We start from the raw sequence: 23,396 nt of genomic DNA, 5'->3' as shown, positions 1-23,396 counted from the left end.
GCGCGACGCCCAGGCGGCGCCTCGCCGCGTTGTCGTCGGTCGCCGGCCAGCACCAGGCCGACTCCTCCTCCGCCTTGCGACGCGCCGCCTGGACACCGCTCGTCACGAACGGAGACCTCGAGACAGGCCCCAGGGCCGCCGATCGCCGGTGGGGCGTCACCCAGGGTCGGGCAGGTCCAGGGACGCGAGTCTGGACGGGTCGGTCACGACCGTCATCTCGGTGATCCGGCCGCCCGTCACGGTGAAGGCGATGACCGAGAGCGGCGTACCGTCCGCGCGCCAGGACACGACCCCGGGGAGGCCGTTGACCAGCACCGGGCGTCCCCGCGCGGCCGCGCCGGCGGACAGGCGCGCGTTCGCGGCGACCTCGGTGGCGCCGAGGACGACGGCCGCGCCACCGTCGACCGTCAGGCGTACCTCGGGGTCGAGCACGCGCAGCAGGCCCTCGAAGTCGCCGTGCCGGGCCGCCGCCAGGAAGGCCTGGACCACCTCGCGCTGCTCCCGTACGGCGGAGGCCGGCCGCTCCGCCGCCCGTACCTTCTTGCGGGCGCGGCTGGCGAGCATCTTGGTGGCGTCGGCGGACCTGCCGAGGATCCGGCCGATCTCCTCGAACGGCACCGCGAACAGGTCGTGCAGCACGAACGCCAGCCGCTCACCCGGGCCGAGGGACTCCAGGACGAGGAGGAGCGCCAGCCCGACCGAGTCGGCGAGGGCCACGTCGTCCTCCGGCGCGGGGGCGTCGTCGGCCGTCACGACGAGGTCGGGCAGCCGGACGTCGTAGGACGCCTCGGGGCGGGCCCGGCGCGCGCGCAGGACGTCGAGGCCGATCCGGCCGACCACCGTGGTCAGCCAGCCGGCGAGGTTGTGGATGGCCACCGTGTCCTGGCGGGAGAGCCGCAGCCAGGCCTCCTGGACCGCGTCCTCGGCGTCGGCGTGCGACCCGAGCATGCGGTAGGCGACCGCGTGCAGCCGGCCGCGCTGGGCCTCGAACGCCTCGGCCATCGGGCTGGTGTCGGACATGTCGTTACCTTCCTCGGATCTGTTCCGTCATGGGAGATGACGGGCCCGGACGGGCTCGGGTAACCGACGAAGGAGCAGGACCGATGGAAGCACGCGTGACGAGCCCGGCGAATCCCGACGTGATCGGCGCGATCCAGCAGCTGGGCAAGGCGATCCACTCCGGCGGCGCCGACCCGCTCGTACTCGAGCTGGTCCACCTGCGGGCCAGCCAGATCAACGGCTGCAGCCCGTGCGTGTACGCGGGGGTCGCCTCGGCGAAGAAGCGCGGGGAGACCGACGAGCGGCTGCACAACGTGGTCACGTGGCGCGAGACGCCCTTCTTCACCGAGGAGGAGCGGGCCGCGCTCGCGTTGACGGAGGCCGCCACCCGCATCCAGGACGGTGCGCCGGGCGTGACCGACGAGATCTGGGCCGCGGCCGCCGCGCACTTCGACGAGAGGCAGCTGTCCGCGATCATCCTGGAGATCGCACTGACCAACTTCTTCAACCGGATCAACCGTACGACCCGGGAGCAGGCCGGCAAGACCTGGTGAGCCGGGCGGGGCCTACGCCCCGAGCCGTGTTCGCGGAGGCCCGTGAACGCCATCTGATCAGCCCGATCCTGTTCCCTTCCGAGGGCTGGTGGAGGCGCCCGGCGCGGCGGACACTTGGTGCGTGTCCACCGCGACCAACGTGATCTCCATCGTGCTCACGATCGTCTTCGGCGTGACGAGCACGATCCTGTCGGCCTCGCAGTTACGCGAAGCCCGCTGGCAGCGCCTCGGCCCGTCGAGCGGCGCGCCCGCGCCCGGCCGGCAAGGCGCGCACGCACGCCCGGAAGAGCCGGCACCCCCACCACACCGGCCACGAGGATTCGCCAACGGGTGGATCGCACTCGTGGCCGGAATCGTCCTGGTGGCGGTGGTGTCCCTGCTCGTCGACAGCCGTACCGGCCAGGCCGCGACGATGAGCCTCGTCCTGGCCCTCGTGATCCTGATCTGGCTCGTTCGCCGGGTCGGCTGGGCCACCGCGCCGTCCGAGTCCCTCGCCGGCCTGCTCGCCCTGCTCATGCTCTTGTCCGGCGCTCTCGCGATCATCGCCCTACCGCTCCCGCACGGTCTCCGCTGGCCGCAGCTCGCCCTCGCGTGCGTCGTACCGGCGCTCGTCGTCACCCAGGTGATGCGCAAGCTCGCCCCGTGAACGGCCCTAGGCGAAGGGGGCGTGGCGTTCGCGGCGTTCGGCGCGGATCACCTGCATCACCGCGTTGATCAGGGCCAGGTGCGTGAAGGCCTGCGGGAAGTTGCCCAGGTGGCGGCCGCTGTGCACGTCGATCTCCTCGGCGTACAGCTGGAGCGGGCTGGCGTAGGACAGGATCTTCTCGCACAGCGCCCGCGCCCGGTCCAGCTCGCCGATGAGCACGAACGCCGACACCAGCCAGAACGAGCACATCGTGAACGTGCCCTCATCGGCGCCGAAACCGTCGTCGGTCTCGGCCGCGCGGTAGCGGTAGACGAGGTCGTCCTCGGTCAGCTCGTCGGCGATCGCGAAGATCGTCGCGCGGACCCGCGGGTCGTCGGGGGACAGGAAGCCGACCAGCGGGATGAGCAGCGCGGACGCGTCCAGCGAGGTCGTGTCGTAGTGCTGGACGAAGACGCCGCGCTCGTCCACGGCGTTGTCCAGGATGTCGGCGTGGATCTCGTCGGCGGCCTCCTGCCACTCCATCGCCCGGTCGGTGTCGCCGCGGACCAGGGCGAGCTGTGCGCCCCGGTGCGCGGCCATCCAGCAGAAGACCTTGGAGGAGGTGAAGTGCCGGCGCTCGCCGCGTACCTCCCACATGCCGTGGTCCGGGCCCCGCCAGTGTTCGAGCGCGACCTCGACCTGCTTGACGATGATCGACCACAGCCGGTCGTCGAGGCGGTCGCGCTTGCGGACGTACAGGAAGATCGACCCGATGATGCCGCCCCACACGTCATGCTGTTCCTGCAGGTAAGCGCCGTTCCCGACGCGTACTGGGCGGGCGCCGTCGTAGCCGACCAGGTGGTCCAGCTCATGTTCGTCGAGGTTGGCCCGGCCGTCGACGCCGTACATGACCTGCAGGTGCCCGCCGGCGGCCTCGGCCACGTCGGCGATGAAGTAGAAGAAGTCGTTGGCCTCCCAGTCGAAGCCGAGAGTGTAGAAAGCCCACAGCGCCATGGTCGAGTCGCGGATCCAGGTGTAGCGGTAGTCCCAGTTGCGGTCGCCGCCCGGCGTCTCGGGCAGGGAGGTGGTCGGCGCGGCGGCGACGGCGCCCGTCGGCGCGTACGTCAGGCCCTTGAGCGTGAGGGCGCTGCGCTGCAGGTGGCTACGCCACGGGTGGTCCGGGAAGTGCCCGCGGTCGAGCCAGTGCTGCCAGTGGTGCACGGTCCACAGCAGGCGGTGCTGCGCCTCGTCGTAGGTCACCGGCGGCCGGTGCTCGCTCCACGAGAGCGTGACGAACCTCGTGTCGCCCTGTTTGAGGAGCGTACGCGCGGTGGCGAGCGGTCCTTCGAAGCCGACGTTCATGTCGGTGTTCAGCCGTAGTTCGACGCCGGCGCCGGTCGCGAGTGCCTCGTGGTAGCCGGGCCCGGTGTACTCCCACTGGGGGCAGGTGCGGCCGTAGTCGAAGTTGGGCAGGCAGTCGACCCGGGCCTGGACCTGGCCGTTCACGCAGCGGATCATGCGCAGCAGCACGTGGTCGGCGTCGTAGTCGGTCGGCGCGCGCCGGTGGGTGTGCGACCGCTCGGTCTCGTGGTGCCAGGGGCCCATCAGGAGGGTGTCGAGCACGACCAGCCAGCCGCCGGGCGTCCACCAGGTGGTCTCCAGCACCAGGGTTCCAGGGATATAGCGGCGTGCGGCGGGGACCTCGACGCCCGCCGGGCCGACGCGGAAGTAGCCGGCGTCGCGGTCGAGCAGGGAGCCGAAGACGCTGGGGGAGTCGAACCTCGGCAGGCACATCCACTCGACGGTGCCGCTCGGTGCCAGCAGCGCCGTCGTCTCGGCGTCGGACAGGAATCCGTACTCTGCGATCGGGGCAAAGGGCTCGCCCGTGCCCCCGTCCGTCACGGGCCTCATGCCGCCATCATCTCCGGCATGGAGCGCGGTAAGCGCATAGTCGCAGGTCGAGGAAAGAAGACTCTGCGTGGGGGTTATTGGGCTAAATGCCCGGGAATGTCGGTATTGGAATAGACCACTCCACCCGGTGTGACCTGCGCGAATAATCATCAAAGCCCACAGTGACCGAAGATTCACCGAGAGCTGGGTAGAGTCACCGCATTCAGCGCGCCGGAGTGAGGAAGAGTCCCCATGCCGAAGTATGTGTACGACTTCACTGAGGGCAACAAGGATCTCAAGGATCTGCTGGGTGGCAAGGGCGCCAACCTCGCCGAGATGACCAACCTCGGACTACCCGTGCCGCCCGGCTTCACGATCACCTCGGCGGCCTGCCGGCACTTTCTCGAGCACGGATCGGTGCCCGACGGGCTCGACGCCGAGATCGAGCGCTACCTCGAGGCGCTGGAGCGGGAGATGGGCAAACGCCTCGGCCAGCCCGACGACCCGCTTCTCGTCAGCGTCCGCTCGGGCGCGAAGTTCTCCATGCCGGGCATGATGGAGACCGTCCTCAACATCGGGCTGAACGACGAGTCGGTGCACGGCCTGGCCGAGCGCTCCGGCAACGAGAGGTTCGCCTGGGACTCCTACCGCCGGCTGATCCAGATGTTCGGCAAGACCGTGCTGGACATCGAGGGCGACCTGTTCGAGGACGCGATCGACGCGGCCAAGGAGGCCAAGGGCGTCGACAATGACGTGGACCTGGACGCGGAGGACTTCCGCGCCCTGGTCGGGACGTACAAGGACATCGTCCGTGAGCACGCCGGGCGGGAGTTCCCCACCGAGCCGCGCGAGCAGATGAACCTCGCGGTCAAGGCCGTCTTCGGCTCCTGGAACGCCCCCCGCGCCATCCTCTACCGCCGCCAGGAGCGCATCCCCGCCGACCTCGGCACCGCGGTCAACATCGTGGCGATGGTCTTCGGCAACCTGGGCATGGACTCGGGTACGGGTGTGGCGTTCACCCGCGACCCGGCAACCGGCCAGCAGGGCATCTACGGCGACTACCTGCAGAACGCCCAGGGCGAGGACGTCGTCGCGGGCGTCCGCAGCACGGTGCCGCTGACCGACCTCGAAGAGATCGACAAGGCCTCGTACGACGAGCTCCTGCAGATCATGGAGAAGCTGGAGAACCACTACCGCGACCTGTGCGACATCGAGTTCACCATCGAGAGCGGCAAGCTCTGGATGCTGCAGACGCGCGTGGGCAAGCGCACCGCCGCGGCGGCGTTCCGCATCGCGTTCCAGCTCGTCGACCAGGGGCTCATCGACGAGGACGAGGCCGTACGCCGGGTGACCGGCGAGCAGCTCGCCCAGCTGATGTTCCCCCGCTTCGGCGACACCGCAGGCGCCGAGAAGCTCACGACGGGCATGGGCGCCTCGCCCGGCGCGGCGGTCGGCAAGGCCGTCTTCACCTCCCGGCGCGCGGTCGAGCTGGCCGGCGACGGCGAGGACGTCATCCTCCTGCGCCGCGAGACCAGCCCCGACGACCTGGACGGCATGATCGCAGCACGCGGCATCCTCACCTCGCGCGGCGGCAAGACCTCACACGCGGCGGTCGTCGCCCGCGGCATGGGCAAGACCTGCGTCTGCGGTGCCGAAGAACTCGAGATCGACGTCAAGGCGCGGCAGGCCAACGGCCCCGGCAACGTCACGATCAAGGAGGGCGACGTCCTGTCGATCGACGGCTCCTCCGGCGCGGTCTACCTCGGCGAGGTCGCCGTCGTCGACTCCCCGGTCGTGCGCTACTTCGAGGGCGACGAGGCCCAGGACGAGCTGGTGGAGGCCGTCGACCGGGTGATGAGCCACGCCGACGAGCGCCGCCGCCTCGCCGTACGCGCCAACGCCGACAACGGCGAGGACGCGGCCCGCGCCCGGAGGTTCGGCGCGCAGGGGATCGGGCTGTGCCGGACCGAGCACATGTTCCTGGGGGAGCGCCGGCAGTACGTCGAGGACCTCATCCTCGCCGAGACCAAGGACGACCGGCGCGCCGCCCTGGACGCCCTGGAGCCCCTGCAGAAGCAGGACTTCAAGGAGATCTTCGAGGCGATGGACGGGCTGCCGGTGACGATCCGGCTGATCGACCCGCCGCTGCACGAGTTCCTGCCCGACCTGACCGACCTGACGGTCAAGGTCGCCACGGGCCACGCCTCCGACGACGACGAACGCCTGCTGGAGGCCGTACAGCGGCTGCACGAGCAGAACCCCATGCTGGGCCTGCGCGGCGTACGCCTCGGCGTCGTCATCCCGGGGCTGTTCGCCATGCAGGTACGCGCCATCGCCGAGGCCACGGCCGAGCTGAAGGAGGCCGGCCGGGACCCGCACGCGGAGATCATGATCCCGCTCGTCGGGGCCGTGCAGGAGCTGGAGATCGTACGGGAGGAGGCGACGCGGATCCTGGCGGAGATCGGCGTCGAGGCGCTGATCGGCACCATGATCGAGCTGCCCCGCGCCGCGCTGACGGCCGGCCAGATCGCCGAGGCGGCGCAGTTCTTCTCCTTCGGCACCAACGACCTGACCCAGACGACCTGGGGGTTCTCCCGCGACGACGTGGAGTCGGCGTTCTTCGGCCGCTACCTGGAGCTCGGCATCTTCGGCGTCTCCCCGTTCGAGACCCTGGACGTCGACGGCGTCGGGCGGCTGGTGCGCATCGCCGTCGAGGAGGGCCGGAGGACACGCCCGGACCTCAAGCTGGGCATCTGCGGCGAACACGGCGGAGACCCGGAGTCGGTGCACTTCTTCCACGACGCCGGACTGGACTATGTGTCCTGCTCACCGTTCCGCATCCCCGTGGCTCGCCTGGAAGCGGGACGTGCGGCTATAGAGTCGAACGAGACCTCGTGAACCTTCGGCCCGGCTAGATCGTCTGACCGGTCGTGAGAGATGGAGGAGCGATCACGGAACGGCCGGACGATGTGGATCCCACCGTCGAGATCGACCGGGACGCCACGAAGAAGGACGAAGATTCGCCGCGCACCCGGGTCGACCTTCCCGTACGGCGGGCCGACCCGACCTGCGAGGACCTGCCGCGCCGGGCGCGGCCGGAGTCGCCCGCGGAGCCCCTGGTCCCCTACGACGAGGATCCCGGCCGCCCGCGGCCGCGCACGCCGTGGCGCTGGGTGAAGCGGGCGTTCTACCTGGTGATCGCCCTGATCATCGGCGTTCCCCTGGCCGCCGGAGCGTACGTCTGGTACGTCGCGCGCGAGGACGTCCGCACGCACTCGGACGCGATCCTCGTGCTGGGCGCGGCGCAGTTCAACGGAACTCCGGGCGACGTGCTGGCCTGGCGGCTGCGGCACGCGCTCAACCTGTACAAGGCCGGCGTGTCCAAGCACATCGTGACCGTGGGCGGCAAGCGGCCCGGCGACAACTACACCGAGGCCGGCAGCGGCAAGGCCTGGCTGGCCGAGCACGGCGTGCCGTCGAGCCAGGTGGTGGCCGTGCCCGCGGGCAGCGACACGCTGCAGAGCATGATCGCGGCCGGCGGTGAGTTCAAGAAGCTGGGCTGGCACACCGCGACGATCGTCACCGACCCGCCGCACGCGCTGCGCTCCCGTACCATGGCCCGCGCGAACGGCATCAACGCGGCCACCTCACCCACCCGCAGCGGCCCGACGGTCTACTCCCGTGACACGCAGTTCCACTACATCGTCCGCGAGACCGGCGGCTACCTGTACTTCCAGCTGTACGGCCGCTGGCGCGACGAGCCGTAGGTCACAGGTCCTTCCACTCGTGCCCGGGGAGGTAGAGCGACTCGCCTCGTACGAACCAGTACTGCAGGTCCCGTAGTCGCTCGACCGCCTCCTCGTAGTATTCGGGCGGCTCGGGCCGGGGGAAGTTCGGGTGCCCGGTCCAGCCGGGGACCCAGTCGTGGCAGTCCCAGAAACCCTCGACGAGCCACCGGGGCAGGTCGTCGCGGCCCTCGAAGGCGGCGCACACCCGGCGCATGGCCTGCTCCAGCCGGCCGAAGGCGGCCTTGTCCCACACGAGATCGGGGCGCAGCCGGCCGAAGAACGTGCCTTCTTCGGCGGAGAACTCGCGCCGCAACAGCTCCAGATCATCCACGCCGACATCATCCACGCCGGTACCGACGGTCATGGGCGGTCCCGGACGAGTTCCGGGTCGGGAGCGCCGGCGGCGGTCTCGGCCGCGGGGCGCTCCCGGAGCAGGACGAACGAGCTCAGGGCCGCGGCGACGCCGACGAGCCCGGCGACGAGGAGGAGCACCGCGATGCCGTTCGCGGCGGCGGCGTGGACCGCCTCGCCGAGGACGTGGCGTGAGCCCGCGGGCGCCGAGCGCAGCACGTCGGCGCTCCGCGCGCCGGCGATGGCGTGGGCGACCGCGCCGGAGGACTCGACGTGCCGGCCGGTGAGGGTGTGGTGCGCGCCGGCCGTGAAGACGCTGCCCAGCAGCGCGATGCCGAACGCGTAGCCCACCTGCCGGGCCGTGTAGACGGCGCCGCCCGCCATCCCGCCGCGCCCGGCCGGCACCGCCGCCGTGCCGGTCGAGCTCATCGGCGGCGTGGCCAGGCCGACACCGAGCCCGAGGACGAAGAAGCCGGGCAGCAGCGCCGGCCACGACGGCCACGCGCGCACGAGCGCGAAGCCCAGAAGGTCACCGGCCCCGATGAGCAGGATCCCGCCGCCGATCAGCCGCCCGGGCCGCAGCCGGTGCATGACCCGCCCGAGCGAGGCCGAGACGGCGAACGCGGCCCCCGACATCGGCAGGGCGACCAGACCGGCGGTCACCGGGGACAGCCGCAGGACCGACTGCATCCAGATCGAGGTGTAGGTCAGCGACACGTACGCGGCGAAGTTCAGCAGGAGGGCGGCGATCAGCACGCCGCCGAAGACGCGGTTGCGCAGCAGAACCGGATCGAGCAACGGCTCGGCGACGCGCGTCTCGGCGATCGCGAACGCGATCAGCAGCGCCGCGCCGCCGCAGAGCGCCGGCCAGCAGGTCGGGGCGCCCCAGCCGTACTCGCCGGCGCGGATCATCCCGTACGTCAGGAGACCGATCGCGGACGAGAAGAGGACCACACCCGGCACGTCGACACGACGCGCCCGACCGGTGGGCGCGTCACGCAGGACGAGCGCGCTCATGACGATGGCCACCGCGCTCACCGGGAGGTTGACGAGGAAGATCCAGCGCCACGACAGGCCCTCGGTCAGCGGGCCGCCGAGCAACGGCCCGACCGCCGAGGAGGCACCGGACACGGCTCCCCACATCCCGTACGCCGTGCCCCGGTCCCGGCCGGTGTAGGAGCCGTTCAGCAGCGCGAACGTCGTGGCGATCATCGCCGCGCCGCCCGCGCCCTGCACCACCCGGGCGCCGATGAGCGCCGCGGGGTCCGGCGCGAGGCCGCAGGCCAGCGAGGCCAGCGCGAACACGGCGATCCCGACCAGGTAGATCCGGCGGTGACCGGACCTGTCGGCCAGCGCGCCGGCGCCCAGCAGCAGGGCGGCCAGCGCCAGCGCGTAGCCGTCGACGACCCACTGCAGCGCGCCGAACGAGTCATCCGGGCCCTCCAGGTCGATCCGCGCGTCCCGTTCGCGACGATGGCGTCGGTTCTCGGGCTGTCGGAGCCGACCGTGTCCCGCCGGTACAGGCGGATGCGGCGTACGGGCGTGCTGCGGGTGACCGGGGCCGTCGACCCGGGCGCGCTCGGCCAGAGCCAGTGGATGGTGCGGCTTCGGTGCCGGCCCGGCAGCGGCGCGGCCATCGCCGAGGCGCTCGCGGACCGGGACGACGTCACCTGGGTCGCGCTCAACGACTTCGGCGCCGAGGTCACGTGCGCGGTCCGGTCCCGGTCGGAGGAGGAGCGCGAGGACCTGCTCGGCCGCAGGCTCCCGCGCGCCGCGGCCGTACTCGACCTCGAGGCGTCCGTCATGCTCCGAAAGTTCCTCGGCGGACGGGGCCATTACTGGGCCGCGCTCACCGGGGTGCTGACGCCCGAGCAGGAGGCGCGGCTGGGCCCGGCCGACGGGCTTTCGGCGAGTCGGCCATGGTCGTGAACCGATCGCCCCATCTCCCGGACCACGACGAGAAGCTGCTGGCGGCCCTCGCCGCCGACGGGCGCGCCAGCCTCGTCGACCTCGCGTCCGCGGCCGGCCTCACCCCCGGCCGGGCGTCCCGGCGGCTGGAGACGCTCATCGCGGAACGCGTCGTCCACATCCACCTGGAGCTCGCACCGGCGGCACTGGGGTACCACGCGCGGGCGAACCTCTGGCTGCGGGTACACCCGTCCGCCAAGGCGGTGGGACGCGTGCTGGCGCGGATGCCCGAAGTGGGCTTCGCCGTCGCCCTGTCGGGGCGGAACAACCTGCTCGCGGCCGTCCACTGCCGGGACCTGGACGAACTCTTCGAGTTCACCTCCGACCGCGTCGGGACCCTGCCCGGCGTCGAGTCGGCGGACCTGAGCCCGGTCCACCGCCAGATCAAACAGGCCGCGACGCTCGTGGCCGGTGAACGGCTGAAGGACGACCGCCGCTGACGCGGGTCAGACGCGGTCGAGCGGGCGGTGCGGCCCGGCGGGGAGCTCGACCTTGATCACGTCGCCGGGGCGTACGACGCCGCCCACGATCACGACGCTCATGATCCCGGCCTTGCGGACGACGTTCCCCGCCTCGTCGCGGCCGAGGACCTGCTTCAGCAGGCCGTCCTGGAAGCCGTCGATCTGGCGGCAGGGGTTGCGCAGGCCGGTCACCTCCACGGCCGCCTCGTCGCCGAGGCGCAGCACCGTGCCGACGGGCAGGGCGAGCAGGTCGATGCCGCGCGTGGTGACGTTCTCGCCGAGCTCGCCGGGCGCCACCGTGAACCCGGCCGCCCCGACCTCGGCGAACAGTTCCTCGTGGATGAGGTGGACCTGCCGGAGGTTCGGCCGGGTCGGGTCCTGTGCCATGCGGGAGCGGTGCTTGACCGTCACGCCGGCGTGGACGTCGCCCTCGACCCCCAATCCGGCGAGCAGGGTGATGCCGTCGCGGTTCGGCTTGGTGAAGGAGTATTTCCCGTTGCTGCTGACCGCCGTCACTGTTCCGCCCATGCTCGAAGCCTAACCAGCGGCCTCCCCGGCGGGCGATGGCTTTTTCGGGCATCCGTAAATGAAGGTTTTCGGCAAAAAGCCCAAAAGGCGGTCTAGGTGTTGACTTGGGCATCGACCAGCAGCGGGAAACTCTGATAGGAAACTTTCCTGTTAGATATTGACGGATCCTGACCGGATCTAGTCCACTCGGGTTACTGCCGCGTCAGGGGCCGGGGGCGCTCCGATGACCGCGACAGTCCCGGCTGCCGCTCGTTTTGGAGGACCCATGCGTCCCCGCGCCTGGATCGCCCTGACCGCCTGCCTGCTCGTCCTCGCAGGGCTGTCCGCCCCCGCCTCCGCCGCCCCTTCGCTCACGGCGGCGCCGTACTTCATGCCGCTCGACAACGACCCGCAGCCCATCTCGGACATCACCGGCAGCGGCCTGCGGCAACTGGTCCTCGCCTTCGTCCTCGCGCCGAACGGCGGCGGCTGCACTCCGACCTGGGACGGCTCCGCCCCGGTCGCCGGCGACACCACCGTGGCGGCCGACGTCGGCGCGCTGCGCTCGGCCGGCGGCGACGTCGCCGTCTCCTTCGGCGGCTACAACGGCGTCGAGCTGGGCGCCGCCTGCCCGGACGCGTCCTCGCTCGCGCGGGCGTACCAGCAGGTGATCGACAAGTACGCGCTCACCCACATCGACCTGGACATCGAGGGCGACGACCTCGGCGACGCGAGCGGGGCGGCCAAGAGATTCCAGGCCGTACGGATCCTCAAGCAGAACGCCGCCGCGGCGGGCCGCGCGCTCGAGGTCTCCCTCACCATGCCGGTGACGACGGTCGGGCTGAGCGACCTGGACAGGGCCGAGATCCAGCGGGCCGAGGACAACGGCGCGGACATCGACACGTACGCCGTGATGGCCTTCGACTACGGAGGCCCGGCCGCCTCGATGGCCGCCGACGTGGAGAAGGTCATGGAGGACGCGCACGCCCAGCTCACCGCGCTGCGACCCGACCTTTCCTCCGCCCAGGTCTACGCCCGTACGGGACTGACCCTCATGAACGGGCACACCGACCAGCCCAGCGAGCTGTTCACCCAGGACACGTTCACCACCCTGCTCGGCTACGCGAGCGGCCACCACCTCGCCCGGCTGTCGTTCTGGTCGCTCAACCGGGACCGCGTGTGCACCGGCACCACCGGCTGGGTCGACGGCAGGTGCAGCAGCGTGGACCAGCAGCCGTACGACTTCGCCCGGATCGTCGCCCGCTACACGGGCTGAGCCCCGGCTCCCGGCCGCGGTGTCCCGCCAGACGGCGGCCGGGAGCCGGATCCACCCCCTGAGAGAGGTCCCCCGCCCATGAAGAGAGCCATCCTCCTGCTGCTGCTACCGCTGGCGCTGTTCGCGCTGCCCGTCGCCTCGGCGTACGCGGCGGCAGGCACCGCGGCCTTCGTCAAGACGTCCACCTGGGACAGCGGCTACCAGGGGCAGTACACGATCACCAACAACGGCACGTCCACGGTCAACGGCTGGGTGGTGGAGTTCGACCTGCCCTCCGGCACGACCGCCGGGACCTACTGGGACGCGTTGCTGACCCAGACCGGGTCGCACTACGCCTTCAGGAGCCGCGACTACAACGGGACCCTCGCGCCCGGCGCCTCGGCCTCCTTCGGCTTCGTGGCCTCCGGAACCGGGGCGCCGACGGGGTGCAAGCTGAACGGAGCGGGGTGTACGGGCGGTGGCGGCGGCTCGGACACCCAGGCGCCCTCGGTGCCGGGCGGCCTGACGGTGAGCGGCCACACCTCCTCCAGCGTGTCGCTGTCGTGGAGCGCCTCGACCGACAACGTCGGCGTGACCGGCTATGAGGTGTACCAGGGCTCCGCGCTCGCCACGACGGCCACCGGCACGAGCGCGACGGTCGCGGGCCTGAGCGCCTCGACCGCGTACACCTTCAAGGTGCGCGCGAAGGACGCGGCGGGCAACCTGTCGGCGTTCGGCGCCTCCGTCAGCGCGACGACGGACGCCTCGGGCGGGACTCCGGGAGCCGGCCGCTTCTCGCCGTACATCGACATCACGATGGCCACCCCGACACTGCGGGACGTGGCGAACGCCACCGGCCAGAAGCACTTCAACCTCGCGTTCGCGCTGGCCGACAGTACGGGCTGCAACCCCTCGTGGGGCGGCACGATCCCCTTGAACGACTCGCGGGTCATCGGGGAGGTCAACGACCTCAAGGGCGTGGGCGGCGACGTGACCGTGTCCACCGGCGGCGCCGCGGGCCCGTACCTGGAGAACAGTTGCGGCAGCACGGCCGCGCTGCTGGCCGCGTACGAGAAGGCGCTGGACGCGGTGGGCGGCAACCGCCTGGACGTGGACGTGGAGGCGTCCATCCCGATCGCCACGGTGAACGCGGCGCTGAAACAGCTGCAGACCGCGCGCGGCACGGCCATCACGTACACGCTGCGGGTGCAGGGGCAGGACTACGGCGTCGACCCGTTCTCGGTGCAGATCCTGCAGGACGCCGCCTCGCGCGGGCTCTCGGTCACGGTCAACCCGATGCTGATGGACTTCGGCTACTCGGGCGACTGGGGCAACGCGATCATCTCGGCCGCCAACGCGACGCTGGGCCAGATGAGGCAGGTCTGGCCTTCTAAGAGCGACGCGGACCTGAAGCGGATGCTGGGCCTGACCCCGATGATCGGCAAGAACGACACGGGTCCGCTGACCACGCAGGCGATCGCCCGGCAGATCCTGAGCTACGCCCAGACGAACCATGTGGGGTACGTGGGCTTCTGGTCGGTCGGCCGCGACAACGGCGGCTGCCCGAACGGCACCCTGTCGCCGACGTGCAGCGGGCTGAGTCAGAGCACGTACGAGTTCACGAACATCTTCAAGGCCTTCACGGGCTGACGTCGCCGCTGGCGTGGGAGGCGAGGGTGTGGAGGCATCGGCGCAGTGCGTCATAGCGGATCGGGGGGCCGGTGCTGCGGCTGGATCTGGTGCCGTGCTGGCCGATCATGTTGGCGACCCATGTGTCCGGGGTGACCTGGACGAGCTGCGCCGCGCCCAGCCGGAAGTCGTTGCCGGCGCGGTCTCGGTGCCATTGTCGGTAGGCCGCCTCCGGCTCCGGCCAGCGTCGCGACACCGCGACGACGAAGCCCTTGCCCCACCCGCCGCGGTCGTTGCAGACGTGCGCGATGACCTTGGGTCCCTTGACCTGAGGACAGGTCGCGTCGCCCTGCAGGTAGTGGATCCGAGCCATGATCGTCATCGTATTGAGGCCCACTGACAGACCGCCGTGATGGGGGCAGGGTCAGAGGCGCATGAGCATGAGGCCGGCCACGGGAGGCCAGGCGGCGACATGCAGTGAGGGCCGCCCCGTGCTCGGGGGCGGCCCTCACGCCGGTCAGTCGAGTCCGCCGCCCAGGCACTTGGCGATGTCTTCCCCGGTCGGGACGGTCTCGGTCCCCAGGGCGGAGCAGACGGGGGACTCACCGACGAGGCCCGAGACGTCGTTGTCGTCGTCGCCGCCCTGGTGCTGGATCGCCGTCCTCGGCGCGGTCTGCGTCGCGGCGAAGGCGGGCGTGGCGAGGCCGGCGGTCACGGCCGCCAGCGTCGCGCCGGCGAAGACCATTGCTTTGAGTCCCATATGTCCCCCATAGGTGTGAGTAGTAGCAGGCCAGTTGCTTGCTACCTGCATCGCCACGCCTTTCGCTGATTACCCAGAGATTCGGCCTTCGCCCGCATTGGGGATTGGTTTTGGCGAAGATCTAGGCGGGGTTCACGATCGGAAGTAAGGCGTTTCGGCCCGGTGTCCCACACCAATCCGCGCAAAAGACCCGCTATTCGGACGAGGCGGTAAACGGCCCTCGAAAGGAGGCGGGCTGGGTGTCGTCGCCGGCGTCGGGGAACGTGCCCTGGCAGCGGACGAAGCGCCGCTGCGGACGCTGCGCCGCCACCGGGACGCCGTCCACCACGATCAGGCAGCCGACCTTCGCCGTGGGGGAGCTCGTCTCCGCGCTGACGTCCGGCATGTCCGGCTGTGTGCCGTCGGCGGCGGCCATCGGCACCGTTCGCGCCCACGGCAGGCGTGCGCCGGTCAGCGTGCCGGCGCTCTGGACGCCGGTGTAGTCGGTCCACTGGATCTGCTTGGCCCGGCCCGTGCCCATCACCTCGTACTCGATCCGGTGCGGCGTGCCCGTGTCCTTCGCGCCGACGTGCGGGAGGCGCCGCAGGACCAGGCCGGCCAGGTCGACCAGCACGCTGCGCGGATCCTTCTCACGCTTTCCCCGTACGCCGCTGAGCGTGATGCCGAGGATCAGCGCGCCCCGGCGTACGCGGATCTCGTGGGCCACCGGCCGGTCGTCGGCGTCGCCGAGCGTCCAGTAGTCGAACCAGCTCTCGTCGGCGGCGCCGATCACGCCGCTGACCAGGGCCGGTCGCCGGTGCCTCTCGGCCAGCTGACCCCTGTGGTCCTTCAGGCCGGCCGCGAAGACGTACTTGGCGAACCCCGCGGTCGGCACCAGGTCCAGCGACATCTCGTCGTTGGAGCGGTACTGGCAGTCGAGGGAGTTGGCCCGTACGGCGACGCTGCCCGAGGTCTTGGCCTGCCGGGCATGCCCGAGCCTGGTGTAGTCCGCGTCGGTCAGCAGGCCGCACATGGCCTCGGTGAGCCGGTCGCCGGCCGGCTGCGGCCAGCCGCCCGGAGGCGGCCCGCCGCTCTCGGCCGTACGGCACCCCGTCAGCGCGACCAGCAGTACGAATACCGCCAGATGCGAGAAACGCTGCGTCACAGTGAATTCAGGATTTCGGCGGCGTGTAGTTCCCCATGCAGTTGGCGAGACCCATCTGGGGCGACTCCTGGACCACAGTCTGACCGTCGACCGAGATGTTGCAGCCGACCGCCGCCATCGGCGAGCTGTCCAGGGCGTTCAGGGTCAGCATGACGGTGGGCTGGCCCAGGGTGATCAGCGGCTTCTCGACGTGCCAGGGGAGCTTCACGTTCTTCACGGTGACCGACTTCTGCGTGGACGGGTCGTTGTAGATGATCTGCCGGGCCCGGCCGGGGCCGATCACCGTGAACTTCGCCTTCAGCGTCCGTCCCGTGTCGGTCTTGCCGACGGTCGGGATGCGCTGCAGGACCAGGCCGGCCAGGCCGGACAGGACCGTGCGCGGGTCCTGCTCCGTCTTGCCCTTGAGACCGCTCAGGGTGATGTTGACGAGCAGAGCGCCCCGGCGCAGCTGGAGCTCGTACTCCTTGAACTTGGAGTCCGCGGTGCCGAGGGTCCAGTAGTCGAACCAGCTCTCGTCGGCGCCCTGGACCACGTTGGTGGCCAGCACCGTCGGGCGCTGGTCCTCGGCCAGCCGGTCCTTGTGGTCCTTCAGGCGCGCGGCGAACCCCAGCTTGGCGGCCTCGGCGGTCGGCTGGAGGCTGAGGTACAGGTCGTCCTGGACGGTGTAGAGGCAGTCGACCGCGTTGGGCTCGCCGTCCACCATCTTCTGCGAGACCGACGGAAGCCGGTCATGGCCGAACTTCTTGTAGTCGGCGTCGGTCAGCAGGCCGCACATCGCGGTGGTCAGCTTGCCGTTCACCGGCTGCGGCCATCCGCCCGCCGGAGGACCGGCCGCCTCGGCGCCGCCCCCGCCGCCACCTGTCACCTTCGTGCCGCAACCCGCCAGAGCGAGCAACAGCGCGCATCCCAGTGAAAGCGCAGCTGTACGACGTCCCATGACCCGAGCTCCCCGTGATGAATAAAGGCCGATTCTTGGCGGGTATCCAACCATGCCGAAAAGCCAACTGAACCGATATTTCGTAAATAGGACTGCCGTGATCACAGACGGGGAGCGGCGGACGCGGAGATGCCCCGCCGCGTCAGTTCTTCGTGCAACGCGTTCACCTGCCGGGGATCGTCCACCGCGCGCCGTACGACGCCGCTCAGGTCGATTTCCGTGCCGTTATCGTCGCGGAGTTTGGCCAGGTCAGACCAGGAGAAGGCATAGCGGGCCCGGCCGGCCTGGATGAGCAGGCCCTCGAAGGCGCGGGCGACGACGCGCGACACCAGCTCGGCGGTGTCGTCGCCCTGCCAGCCCACCCGCCGCAGCCGGGCGCCGAGGTCGCCGGCGCCACCGCCGGCCAGCACGCGCAGAACGGTGTCGACCGTGGGCTGCGGGGTGTTCGTCATCTGGGCGACGGCCTCGAACACGTCCTTCAGCGCCTCGGCGTTGGAGGCGGTCCACAGGCCCCGTTCGACGATCTGCGGCCACTCCAGGATCGGCAGCCGCATGGCCTCCTCGCTGAGCATCGACACCTGGGTGGCCAGTGCCGCGCTCCGCGGGTCGCGCAGCAGCGTCAGCGCGGGCCGGCCGTCCGGCCGTACGTGCGGTTCGGGCAGCCGCTCGATCGCCGCGAGCCGCTCGGCCAGGCTCGGATGCGAGTCATACGGCGAGCGCTCCTCGGGGGCGTCGATCACCTTGGCCAGCTCGGCGCCCATGGCGGGCTCGTGGAAGAGCGTGTAGAAGCCCGCGAACAGGTCGGCCGGCCGCGCCTGCGCAGGACCGATCATCCGGCAGTGGGTGTTGACGTAGAACTCCCACGCCGCCGCGCTGGCCCGTACCTTACGCAGCGCGTCGCCCATCGGCCGCCGGCCGGAGATCTTGACCGCGGCGGCGTCGGCCTCCAGCTCCTGCCGCCGGGACGCCGCCTGGGACACCCGCAGGTAGAGCTTGGCGTACGCGAGGAACACGGCCCGGATGATCGCGTGCCCCTGCAACCGCTGGATCGTGCGGATCAGCGCCGTACGGCCCCGGTAGGTGATGCCGCCCAGGCGGGTGTGCGAGCCGCTGTAGTGACCGAGCTCGTGGCAGAGCACCGCGCGCAGCTCGTCGGCGCTGAGAGTCAGCAGCAGGGGGACGCCGACGTACATGTGACGCTGCCCGGGGATCAGCCCGAGCAGGCGCGCGTCCTCACTGACGGCGGCGTTGACGTCCGGGACGAGCCTGATCTCGTCCGGCACCCGGGTCTGGACCTGGTGGGCGAGCTCGGTGACCGTACGCCACAGTTCGGGCTCGTCGCGGGGGGAGACCGCGACGCCGGGCTGCTCGGCGTCCTGGCGACGGCCGACGACGAACACGCCGCGCAGCATCGCCAGCCCGCCGATCGTGGCGAACGCCGCGACCTTGAAACCGCCGGCGTGCCCGTACCGGACGGCGTAGTAGTCGAAGAAGCCGACGCCGACCGTGATCGCGGCCACGAGGACATAGAAGCCCGCGAGCAGGATGACGGCGACCGCCGCGCGGAAGGTGGTGATCATGTACGGCCCCGGGGACGATCGATGGAGATAGCAGGACTTTAGGGGATCAGACTCGTTGTGCTGGTCGCCGGTTCCGCCGGTGTCGGCGGCAGCGCATACGCTCGGGGGTCTCATGACCTACACCGCCCGTGACCGGGAGCGCTGGGTGGACGAGCCGCCGAAGCGCCGCGAACGCACCCCGTTCGAGCGCGACCGCGCGCGTGTGCTGCACAGCGCCGCGCTGCGTCGCCTCGCCGCCAAGACGCAGGTGGTCGACCTGGCCGCGAGCGGGGGCCACCACAGCCCGCGTACGCGGCTGACGCATTCGCTGGAGTGCGCGCAGATCGGCCGCGAGCTGGGCAAGGCGTTCGGCTGCGACCCCGACCTCACCGAGGTCGCCTGCCTGTCGCACGACCTCGGCCACCCGCCGTTCGGGCACAACGGCGAGGCGGCGCTGGACGCCATCGCGGCGGAGTGCGGGGGTTTCGAGGGCAACGCGCAGAGCCTGCGGCTGCTGACCCGGCTGGAGGCCAAGTCCTTCGGCGCCGACGGCCGGAGCGCGGGCCTCAACCTCACGCGCGCCGCGCTGGACGCCGCGGTGAAGTATCCGTGGGCGCGGCATCGAGGTTCGGTGAAGTACGGGGTGTACGGGGACGACGTCCCGGTGTTCGCGTGGGTGCGCTCGGGTGCGCCGGGGGAGCGGCTGTGCTTCGAGGCGCAGGTCATGGACTGGTCCGACGACGTCGCCTACTCCGTGCACGACCTGGAGGACGGGCTGCACGCCGGGCACATCCTGCTGACCGCCCTCGCCGACCGTGCCGAACGGCGCGCGGTGTGCGAGTTGACCGCGTCGCTGTACTGCGACGCGGAGCCCGGCGAGCTGGAGGAGCGGTTCACGGCGTTGCTGGCCGAGCCGTACTGGCCTCAGGCCTACGACGGGACGCTACGGACGCTGGCCGCTCTGAAGAACCTGACGAGCGAGCTCATCGGCCGCTTCTGCCGGGCGGCGGAGGAGGCGACCCACTGCGCGTACGGGCGGGGTCCGCTGACGCGGTACGCGGCTGATCTGGTGGTGCCGCGTGCGCAGCGCCTGGAATGCGCCTTGCTGAAGGGGCTGGCGGCGTATTACGTGATGCGCCGGGCGAGCCATGAGAGGGCGCAGGCGCGCGAGCGGGAAATCATCGGGGAGTTGGCAGCGGCGCTGACGGCGGGGGCCCCGGGGGTGCTGGCCCCGGTGTTCCGCGACTTCTACGAGGAGGCGACGGACGATGCCGGCCGCCTCCGCGCGGTCGTCGACCAGGTCGCGTCGCTGACCGACACGGCCGCTCTGGCCTGGCACGCCGAACTCGCCGGCTGATCCTTTTCGTCGCTCTACTTCCGCATCATTCGTACCGGTCAATCTGAAATGCCATGAATGGCGACAGGGGTCGAGTTACAGTGAGCGAACCCTGAGGCGGGTAGTGCGGCCGGTAGCGGCTGCCAGGTGGCGGAGGAAAGGTGGCGGTGGTGCCTTCGAACGGTTTTCGGCGAGCCGATTCTCGTGTCGAGGCTGTCGATCTTGTCAGGCGTACGCCTGTGGTTCCGGAGATCTCGGATGGCACGGGGCGGTGCGTCGTCGGTGCTCTCTGTTTCTTTCTCTGTGTGATCGCGATCTGCGTCGAGTTACGCTTCATCGGCTTCTGGGTGATCGTCATGGTGCCGGTCGTCATCGGGCTGCCGGCGTACTGCGATCATAAGATCAGCGGTTCGCTGCCGGCGGCCGTGATTCATCGATCCCTGATGTTGTTGCGGCGGCGACTGCCGGTGGCTTTCAAGAAGCCGCACCACCGTACGTCGGCCGCCAGCGGCGTGGGTGCGGGCTCGCTGGTCCATCTCGACAAGGACTACCAGCGGCTGCGCGTGGATCATCGTGCGAGGCATGGCAGGTCCGCTGAGCTGCCCAAAGTCCCGTACCGTCTGGTGCTGGCCGCTTACCGGGTGAACGGGAACGAACGACGGTTCGCCTTTTCTGACGGCACGTCCGCCGCTTGGCATCCGGCGAGCAAGGTCCTCCACCGTCGTCTCAAGGAGTCGTGGTGGCGCCCCGGGCGCGACCCTGAGGCCGGTGCGGCGGCGGCGCTCTGCGAGCTGATCGAATTCCTTTACGCGGAGGAACAGGGTAAGAGCGTGCGGGTCATCCATGAGCGGCTGGGAGACCATCGCGAAACGGACGTCGATCGGGCGCTGGACGCCGCGAAATGGTGGCGGATGGTCTCCAAGGATGGACGGTTTGCCTTCCAGATCACTGATGCGGGATCGCACTGGCATCGCGCGTCGAGAGAGTTCCAGGCGGCCCACGCCGCGGAAAGGAAGAAAATGTCGAACGGTGCACCGCGCATTAATATCCATAACTCGGGTGTCGTCAACTACGCCGGCAATGACATATCCGGGGACCAGACGTACACATTGCACCACAACGGGATTCCCGACCCTCGGTTACTCGCCTCCCTGCGCGAGGTGCTGGCCTCGCCGGAGATCCCCTGGGCGGACTCGGAGCTGGTGTCCGTCCGGCGCGTCATGGAGGACGCCGTCGAGCGGGACGACCCGCACGCGTCCGGGTTGAAGCAGGCGATCGTGAAACTCAAGGAGATCTGTGGCGAGATCGCCGTCGGTGTCGCCGGGAACGGGGCCTACCAGCTTCTCCTTCAGCACTTCCTCTAGAGGGCGCCGGGAGGTGTGTGGATTCGTGTATGGGGGGCGGTCGCGGGACATACTGAGGGGGCCCGTTCAGCCCCCTATGGAGGTGCGCGATATGCCCGAGGAGACCCTCGAAGAGAGCTTCGTGATCGTCGGTGCCAGTCTGGCCGGTGCGAAGGCGGCGGAGAAGCTGCGTGAGGAGGGTTTCACCGGGCGCGTGGTGCTGGTCGGGGACGAGACGCGCCGGCCGTACGAGCGGCCGCCGCTCACCAAGGGGTTTCTCACCGGCAAGGACCCGATCGACAAGGCGTACGTGCACGAGGAGGACTGGTACGCCGGCCATGACGTCGAGCTCCGGCTCGGCACGGCCGCGACCGGCATCGACCGGGCGCGGCGGGAGGTCGTGCTCGCCGACGGGGAGCGGATCCCGTACACCCGGCTCCTGCTCACGACCGGTGCCTCGCCGCGGCGCCTCGACATCGCCGGCGCCGACCTGGGACACGTGCACTACGTACGCTCGGCCGACGACTCCGAGCGCCTGCGGGGCGCACTGGCAGAGGGTGACAAGAGGGTCGTCGTGGTCGGCGCCGGCTGGATCGGGCTGGAGGCGGCCGCCGCCGCGCGCGGGTACGGCAACCAGGTTCACGTCGTGGAACCCGAGGCCACGCCGCTGCACCGGGCGCTCGGCAAGGAGCTCGGCGAGGTGTTCGCCAGCGTGCACCGGCGGCAGGGGGTGGAGTTCACCCTCGGCGACGGGGTCGCGGAGATCACCGAGGACTCCGTCCGTACGAACGACGGTGCCGAGCTGCCCGCCGACGTGGTGATCGTCGGGATCGGCGCCGTGCCGAACACCGCGCTCGCCGAGCAGGCCGGGCTCGACGTCGACAACGGGATCCTCGTCGACCAGGCGTTGCAGACCTCCGACGCGGAGATCTTCGCGGCCGGTGACGTCGCCAACGCGCACAACCCGCTGCTCGGGCGGCGGCTGCGCGTCGAGCACTGGGCGAACGCCCTCAACGGCGGGCCCGAGGCGGCCCGGTCCATGCTCGGCCGCGACGTCGTCTACGACCGCGTTCCCTACTTCTACACCGACCAGTTCGAGCTCGGCATGGAGGCGTCGGGCGACTGGGCCGGTGACTACGACGAGGTCGTCTACCGGGGCAAGGACCCGGCGGCGTACGTCTCCGGCGACTCCGACGACCTGGAGTTCGTCGCCTTCTGGCTCAAGGGCGGCAGCGTCGTCGGCGGGATGAACGTCAACGTCTGGGACGTCACCGACGACATCCAGGCGCTGATCCGGTCCGGGAAGACCGTGGACCCGAAGCGCCTCGCGGACACCGGCGTTCCGCTCGCGGAGGTCTAGATACTAACGTCGGAGGCGTGACCGAGGAGGAATGGGCGGCGCATCGCCCGGCGGTCTTCGGCGTCGCGTACCGGCTGCTGGGCACGGTCGGCGATGCCGAGGACGTCGAGCAGGACGTCTGGCTGCGCGCCGCCTCGGCCGACCTGACCGGCGTACGCGACCTGCGGGCCTGGCTCGTCACCGTGGCCGCGCGCCGGGCGTACGACATCGCGCGTTCGGCGCGCGTTCGGCGGGAGAGCTACGTCGGCCCCTGGCTCCCCGAGCCCCTGCTCACCGGCGCGGACGCGGCCGAGCCGGTGCTCGTCGATGACTCGGTGAGCACGGCGATGCTGCTGGTCATGGAGCGGCTGAGCCCGCCCGAACGCGTCGCGCTCGTCCTGCACGACGTCTTCGAGGTGCCCTTCGACCGGATCGCCGAGGTGCTGGGCACGACCGCCGCGGCGGGGCGGCAGCTCGCCTCGCGCGCCCGGCGCCGGGTCGCGGCGGTACGCGAGGCGCCCCATGCCGGGCGGCCCGAGCGGGAGCGCGTGCTGGCGGCCTTCCGCGCGGCGTACGAGGCCGGGGACATCGACGGGCTGGTGGCCCTCCTGCATCCCGACGCCGTCTACGTGACCGACGGCGGCGGCAAGGTCAAGGCGGCCCGCAAGCCGATCACCGGCGGCGAACGCGTGGCGGCGGTGCTCGCCGGCGTCGCGCGCAGGCTCGGGCTCGCGGCGACCTCCCCGGTCGAGGTCGGCGGTGAGCCGGCCTCGGCCGTACGACGGGACGGCCGGCTCGTGGCGATCGACACGTTCGACATTGACGGCGACGGGCGGATCGTGGCGATCAACCGGGTGCTGAACCCGGACAAGCTTCCACGAATTTCCAACGAGGAGGCCGTCACACCGGAGCCCGCCGTCTCGTCTCCCTGACGAACACAGCAGAGAAAGG

The 23,396-nt window shown here is 70.7% G+C and carries 22 protein-coding genes; 12 read left to right on the top strand and 10 right to left on the bottom strand.

What is annotated here, in order from left to right:
• Positions 1 to 156: 156 nt before the first annotated feature.
• Complete coding sequence (locus QWU11_RS12565) at positions 157 to 1,020, bottom strand: sigma-70 family RNA polymerase sigma factor (protein WP_290105374.1); 864 nt, start codon at positions 1,018 to 1,020, stop codon at positions 157 to 159.
• Positions 1,021 to 1,103: 83 nt separating this feature from the next.
• On the opposite strand from QWU11_RS12565, the gene QWU11_RS12560 reads away from it, so the two are divergent.
• Positions 1,104 to 1,553: a carboxymuconolactone decarboxylase family protein gene (locus QWU11_RS12560; RefSeq protein ID WP_290105373.1), complete on the top strand. Its 450-nt coding sequence runs from the start codon at positions 1,104 to 1,106 to the stop codon at positions 1,551 to 1,553.
• A 121-nt stretch (positions 1,554 to 1,674) separates the two neighbouring features.
• Positions 1,675 to 2,199 (top strand): hypothetical protein, encoded by a 525-nt coding sequence (locus QWU11_RS12555; protein ID WP_290105371.1) that lies wholly within the window; start codon positions 1,675 to 1,677, stop codon positions 2,197 to 2,199.
• Between the two features lie 6 nt (positions 2,200 to 2,205).
• On the opposite strand, the gene QWU11_RS12550 is transcribed toward QWU11_RS12555, so the two are convergent.
• Positions 2,206 to 4,089, bottom strand: coding sequence for a glycoside hydrolase family 15 protein (locus tag QWU11_RS12550; protein WP_290105369.1), 1,884 nt, complete (start codon positions 4,087 to 4,089; stop codon positions 2,206 to 2,208).
• Between the two features lie 231 nt (positions 4,090 to 4,320).
• Here QWU11_RS12550 and ppdK point away from each other — a divergent pair, with 231 nt between their 5' ends.
• Both ppdK and QWU11_RS12540 read left to right on the top strand, forming a co-directional pair.
• Positions 4,321 to 6,966, top strand: coding sequence for a pyruvate, phosphate dikinase (gene ppdK / locus QWU11_RS12545; protein WP_290105367.1), 2,646 nt, complete (start codon positions 4,321 to 4,323; stop codon positions 6,964 to 6,966).
• A 71-nt stretch (positions 6,967 to 7,037) separates the two neighbouring features.
• Positions 7,038 to 7,835, top strand: a complete 798-nt coding sequence (locus QWU11_RS12540; protein ID WP_290105364.1) for a YdcF family protein — start codon at positions 7,038 to 7,040, stop codon at positions 7,833 to 7,835.
• A 1-nt stretch (position 7,836) separates the two neighbouring features.
• On the opposite strand, the gene QWU11_RS12535 is transcribed toward QWU11_RS12540, so the two are convergent.
• Together QWU11_RS12535 and QWU11_RS12530 are read right to left on the bottom strand one after the other, a co-directional pair.
• On the bottom strand, positions 7,837 to 8,187 hold the full coding sequence (locus tag QWU11_RS12535) for a hypothetical protein (RefSeq protein WP_290105362.1): 351 nt from the start codon (positions 8,185 to 8,187) through the stop codon (positions 7,837 to 7,839).
• 29 nt (positions 8,188 to 8,216) lie between these two features.
• The gene (locus QWU11_RS12530; RefSeq protein ID WP_290105656.1) at positions 8,217 to 9,575 is read right to left on the bottom strand and encodes an MFS transporter; all 1,359 of its coding nucleotides are present in this window, start codon (positions 9,573 to 9,575) and stop codon (positions 8,217 to 8,219) included.
• Here QWU11_RS12530 and QWU11_RS12525 point away from each other — a divergent pair.
• Both QWU11_RS12525 and QWU11_RS12520 read left to right on the top strand, forming a co-directional pair.
• Positions 9,540 to 10,136 carry an Lrp/AsnC family transcriptional regulator gene (locus QWU11_RS12525; protein ID WP_290105654.1) on the top strand — a complete coding sequence of 199 codons (597 nt, stop codon included), beginning with the start codon at positions 9,540 to 9,542 and terminating at the stop codon, positions 10,134 to 10,136. The genes QWU11_RS12530 and QWU11_RS12525 overlap by 36 nt on opposite strands.
• Complete coding sequence (locus QWU11_RS12520; RefSeq protein WP_290105361.1) at positions 10,127 to 10,615, top strand: Lrp/AsnC family transcriptional regulator; 489 nt, start codon at positions 10,127 to 10,129, stop codon at positions 10,613 to 10,615. The genes QWU11_RS12525 and QWU11_RS12520 overlap by 10 nt, the downstream gene beginning before the upstream one ends.
• Before the next feature lie 6 nt (positions 10,616 to 10,621).
• Here the strand turns inward: QWU11_RS12520 and QWU11_RS12515 are convergent, their stop codons facing one another.
• The gene (locus tag QWU11_RS12515) at positions 10,622 to 11,164 is read right to left on the bottom strand and encodes an MOSC domain-containing protein (protein ID WP_290105358.1); all 543 of its coding nucleotides are present in this window, start codon (positions 11,162 to 11,164) and stop codon (positions 10,622 to 10,624) included.
• Positions 11,165 to 11,429: 265 nt separating this feature from the next.
• Here QWU11_RS12515 and QWU11_RS12510 point away from each other — a divergent pair, with 265 nt between their 5' ends.
• The gene (locus tag QWU11_RS12510; RefSeq protein ID WP_290105356.1) at positions 11,430 to 12,419 is read left to right on the top strand and encodes a chitinase; all 990 of its coding nucleotides are present in this window, start codon (positions 11,430 to 11,432) and stop codon (positions 12,417 to 12,419) included.
• A gap of 78 nt (positions 12,420 to 12,497) precedes the next feature.
• Positions 12,498 to 14,048, top strand: coding sequence for a cellulose binding domain-containing protein (locus QWU11_RS12505; RefSeq protein WP_290105355.1), 1,551 nt, complete (start codon positions 12,498 to 12,500; stop codon positions 14,046 to 14,048).
• Here the strand turns inward: QWU11_RS12505 and QWU11_RS12500 are convergent.
• The 5 genes from QWU11_RS12500 to QWU11_RS12480 form a co-directional block, all read right to left on the bottom strand.
• Positions 14,038 to 14,400 (bottom strand): Appr-1-p processing protein, encoded by a 363-nt coding sequence (locus QWU11_RS12500; protein WP_290105354.1) that lies wholly within the window; start codon positions 14,398 to 14,400, stop codon positions 14,038 to 14,040. The two genes, QWU11_RS12505 and QWU11_RS12500, sit on opposite strands and share 11 nt — an antisense overlap.
• Before the next feature lie 144 nt (positions 14,401 to 14,544).
• On the bottom strand, positions 14,545 to 14,787 hold the full coding sequence (locus QWU11_RS12495) for a hypothetical protein (RefSeq protein WP_290105353.1): 243 nt from the start codon (positions 14,785 to 14,787) through the stop codon (positions 14,545 to 14,547).
• A gap of 193 nt (positions 14,788 to 14,980) precedes the next feature.
• Positions 14,981 to 15,931 carry an MmpS family transport accessory protein gene (locus QWU11_RS12490; protein WP_290105352.1) on the bottom strand — a complete coding sequence of 317 codons (951 nt, stop codon included), beginning with the start codon at positions 15,929 to 15,931 and terminating at the stop codon, positions 14,981 to 14,983.
• Between the two features lie 7 nt (positions 15,932 to 15,938).
• Complete coding sequence (locus QWU11_RS12485; protein WP_290105350.1) at positions 15,939 to 16,868, bottom strand: hypothetical protein; 930 nt, start codon at positions 16,866 to 16,868, stop codon at positions 15,939 to 15,941.
• A 101-nt stretch (positions 16,869 to 16,969) separates the two neighbouring features.
• Positions 16,970 to 18,448: a M48 family metallopeptidase gene (locus QWU11_RS12480; RefSeq protein WP_290105349.1), complete on the bottom strand. Its 1,479-nt coding sequence runs from the start codon at positions 18,446 to 18,448 to the stop codon at positions 16,970 to 16,972.
• A 112-nt stretch (positions 18,449 to 18,560) separates the two neighbouring features.
• Between QWU11_RS12480 and QWU11_RS12475 the strand changes: the two genes are divergently transcribed.
• From QWU11_RS12475 to sigJ, 4 genes are all read left to right on the top strand, one after another.
• The gene (locus QWU11_RS12475) at positions 18,561 to 19,784 is read left to right on the top strand and encodes a deoxyguanosinetriphosphate triphosphohydrolase (RefSeq protein ID WP_290105348.1); all 1,224 of its coding nucleotides are present in this window, start codon (positions 18,561 to 18,563) and stop codon (positions 19,782 to 19,784) included.
• 140 nt (positions 19,785 to 19,924) lie between these two features.
• The gene (locus QWU11_RS12470; RefSeq protein ID WP_290105347.1) at positions 19,925 to 21,127 is read left to right on the top strand and encodes a hypothetical protein; all 1,203 of its coding nucleotides are present in this window, start codon (positions 19,925 to 19,927) and stop codon (positions 21,125 to 21,127) included.
• Positions 21,128 to 21,218: 91 nt separating this feature from the next.
• On the top strand, positions 21,219 to 22,466 hold the full coding sequence (locus QWU11_RS12465; protein ID WP_290105345.1) for an FAD-dependent oxidoreductase: 1,248 nt from the start codon (positions 21,219 to 21,221) through the stop codon (positions 22,464 to 22,466).
• Positions 22,467 to 22,483: 17 nt separating this feature from the next.
• A complete protein-coding gene (sigJ, locus tag QWU11_RS12460; RefSeq protein WP_290105343.1) occupies positions 22,484 to 23,377 on the top strand; it encodes an RNA polymerase sigma factor SigJ in 894 nt (297 codons plus the stop codon).
• Positions 23,378 to 23,396 lie beyond the last annotated feature (19 nt).

The sequence above is a fragment of the Actinomadura sp. DC4 genome (assembly GCF_030406325.1).
In the GTDB taxonomy this organism is placed as follows: domain Bacteria; phylum Actinomycetota; class Actinomycetes; order Streptosporangiales; family Streptosporangiaceae; genus Actinoallomurus.
Note: the sequence above shows the minus strand (reverse complement) of the source record. Positions and strands in the feature narration are given on the sequence as shown.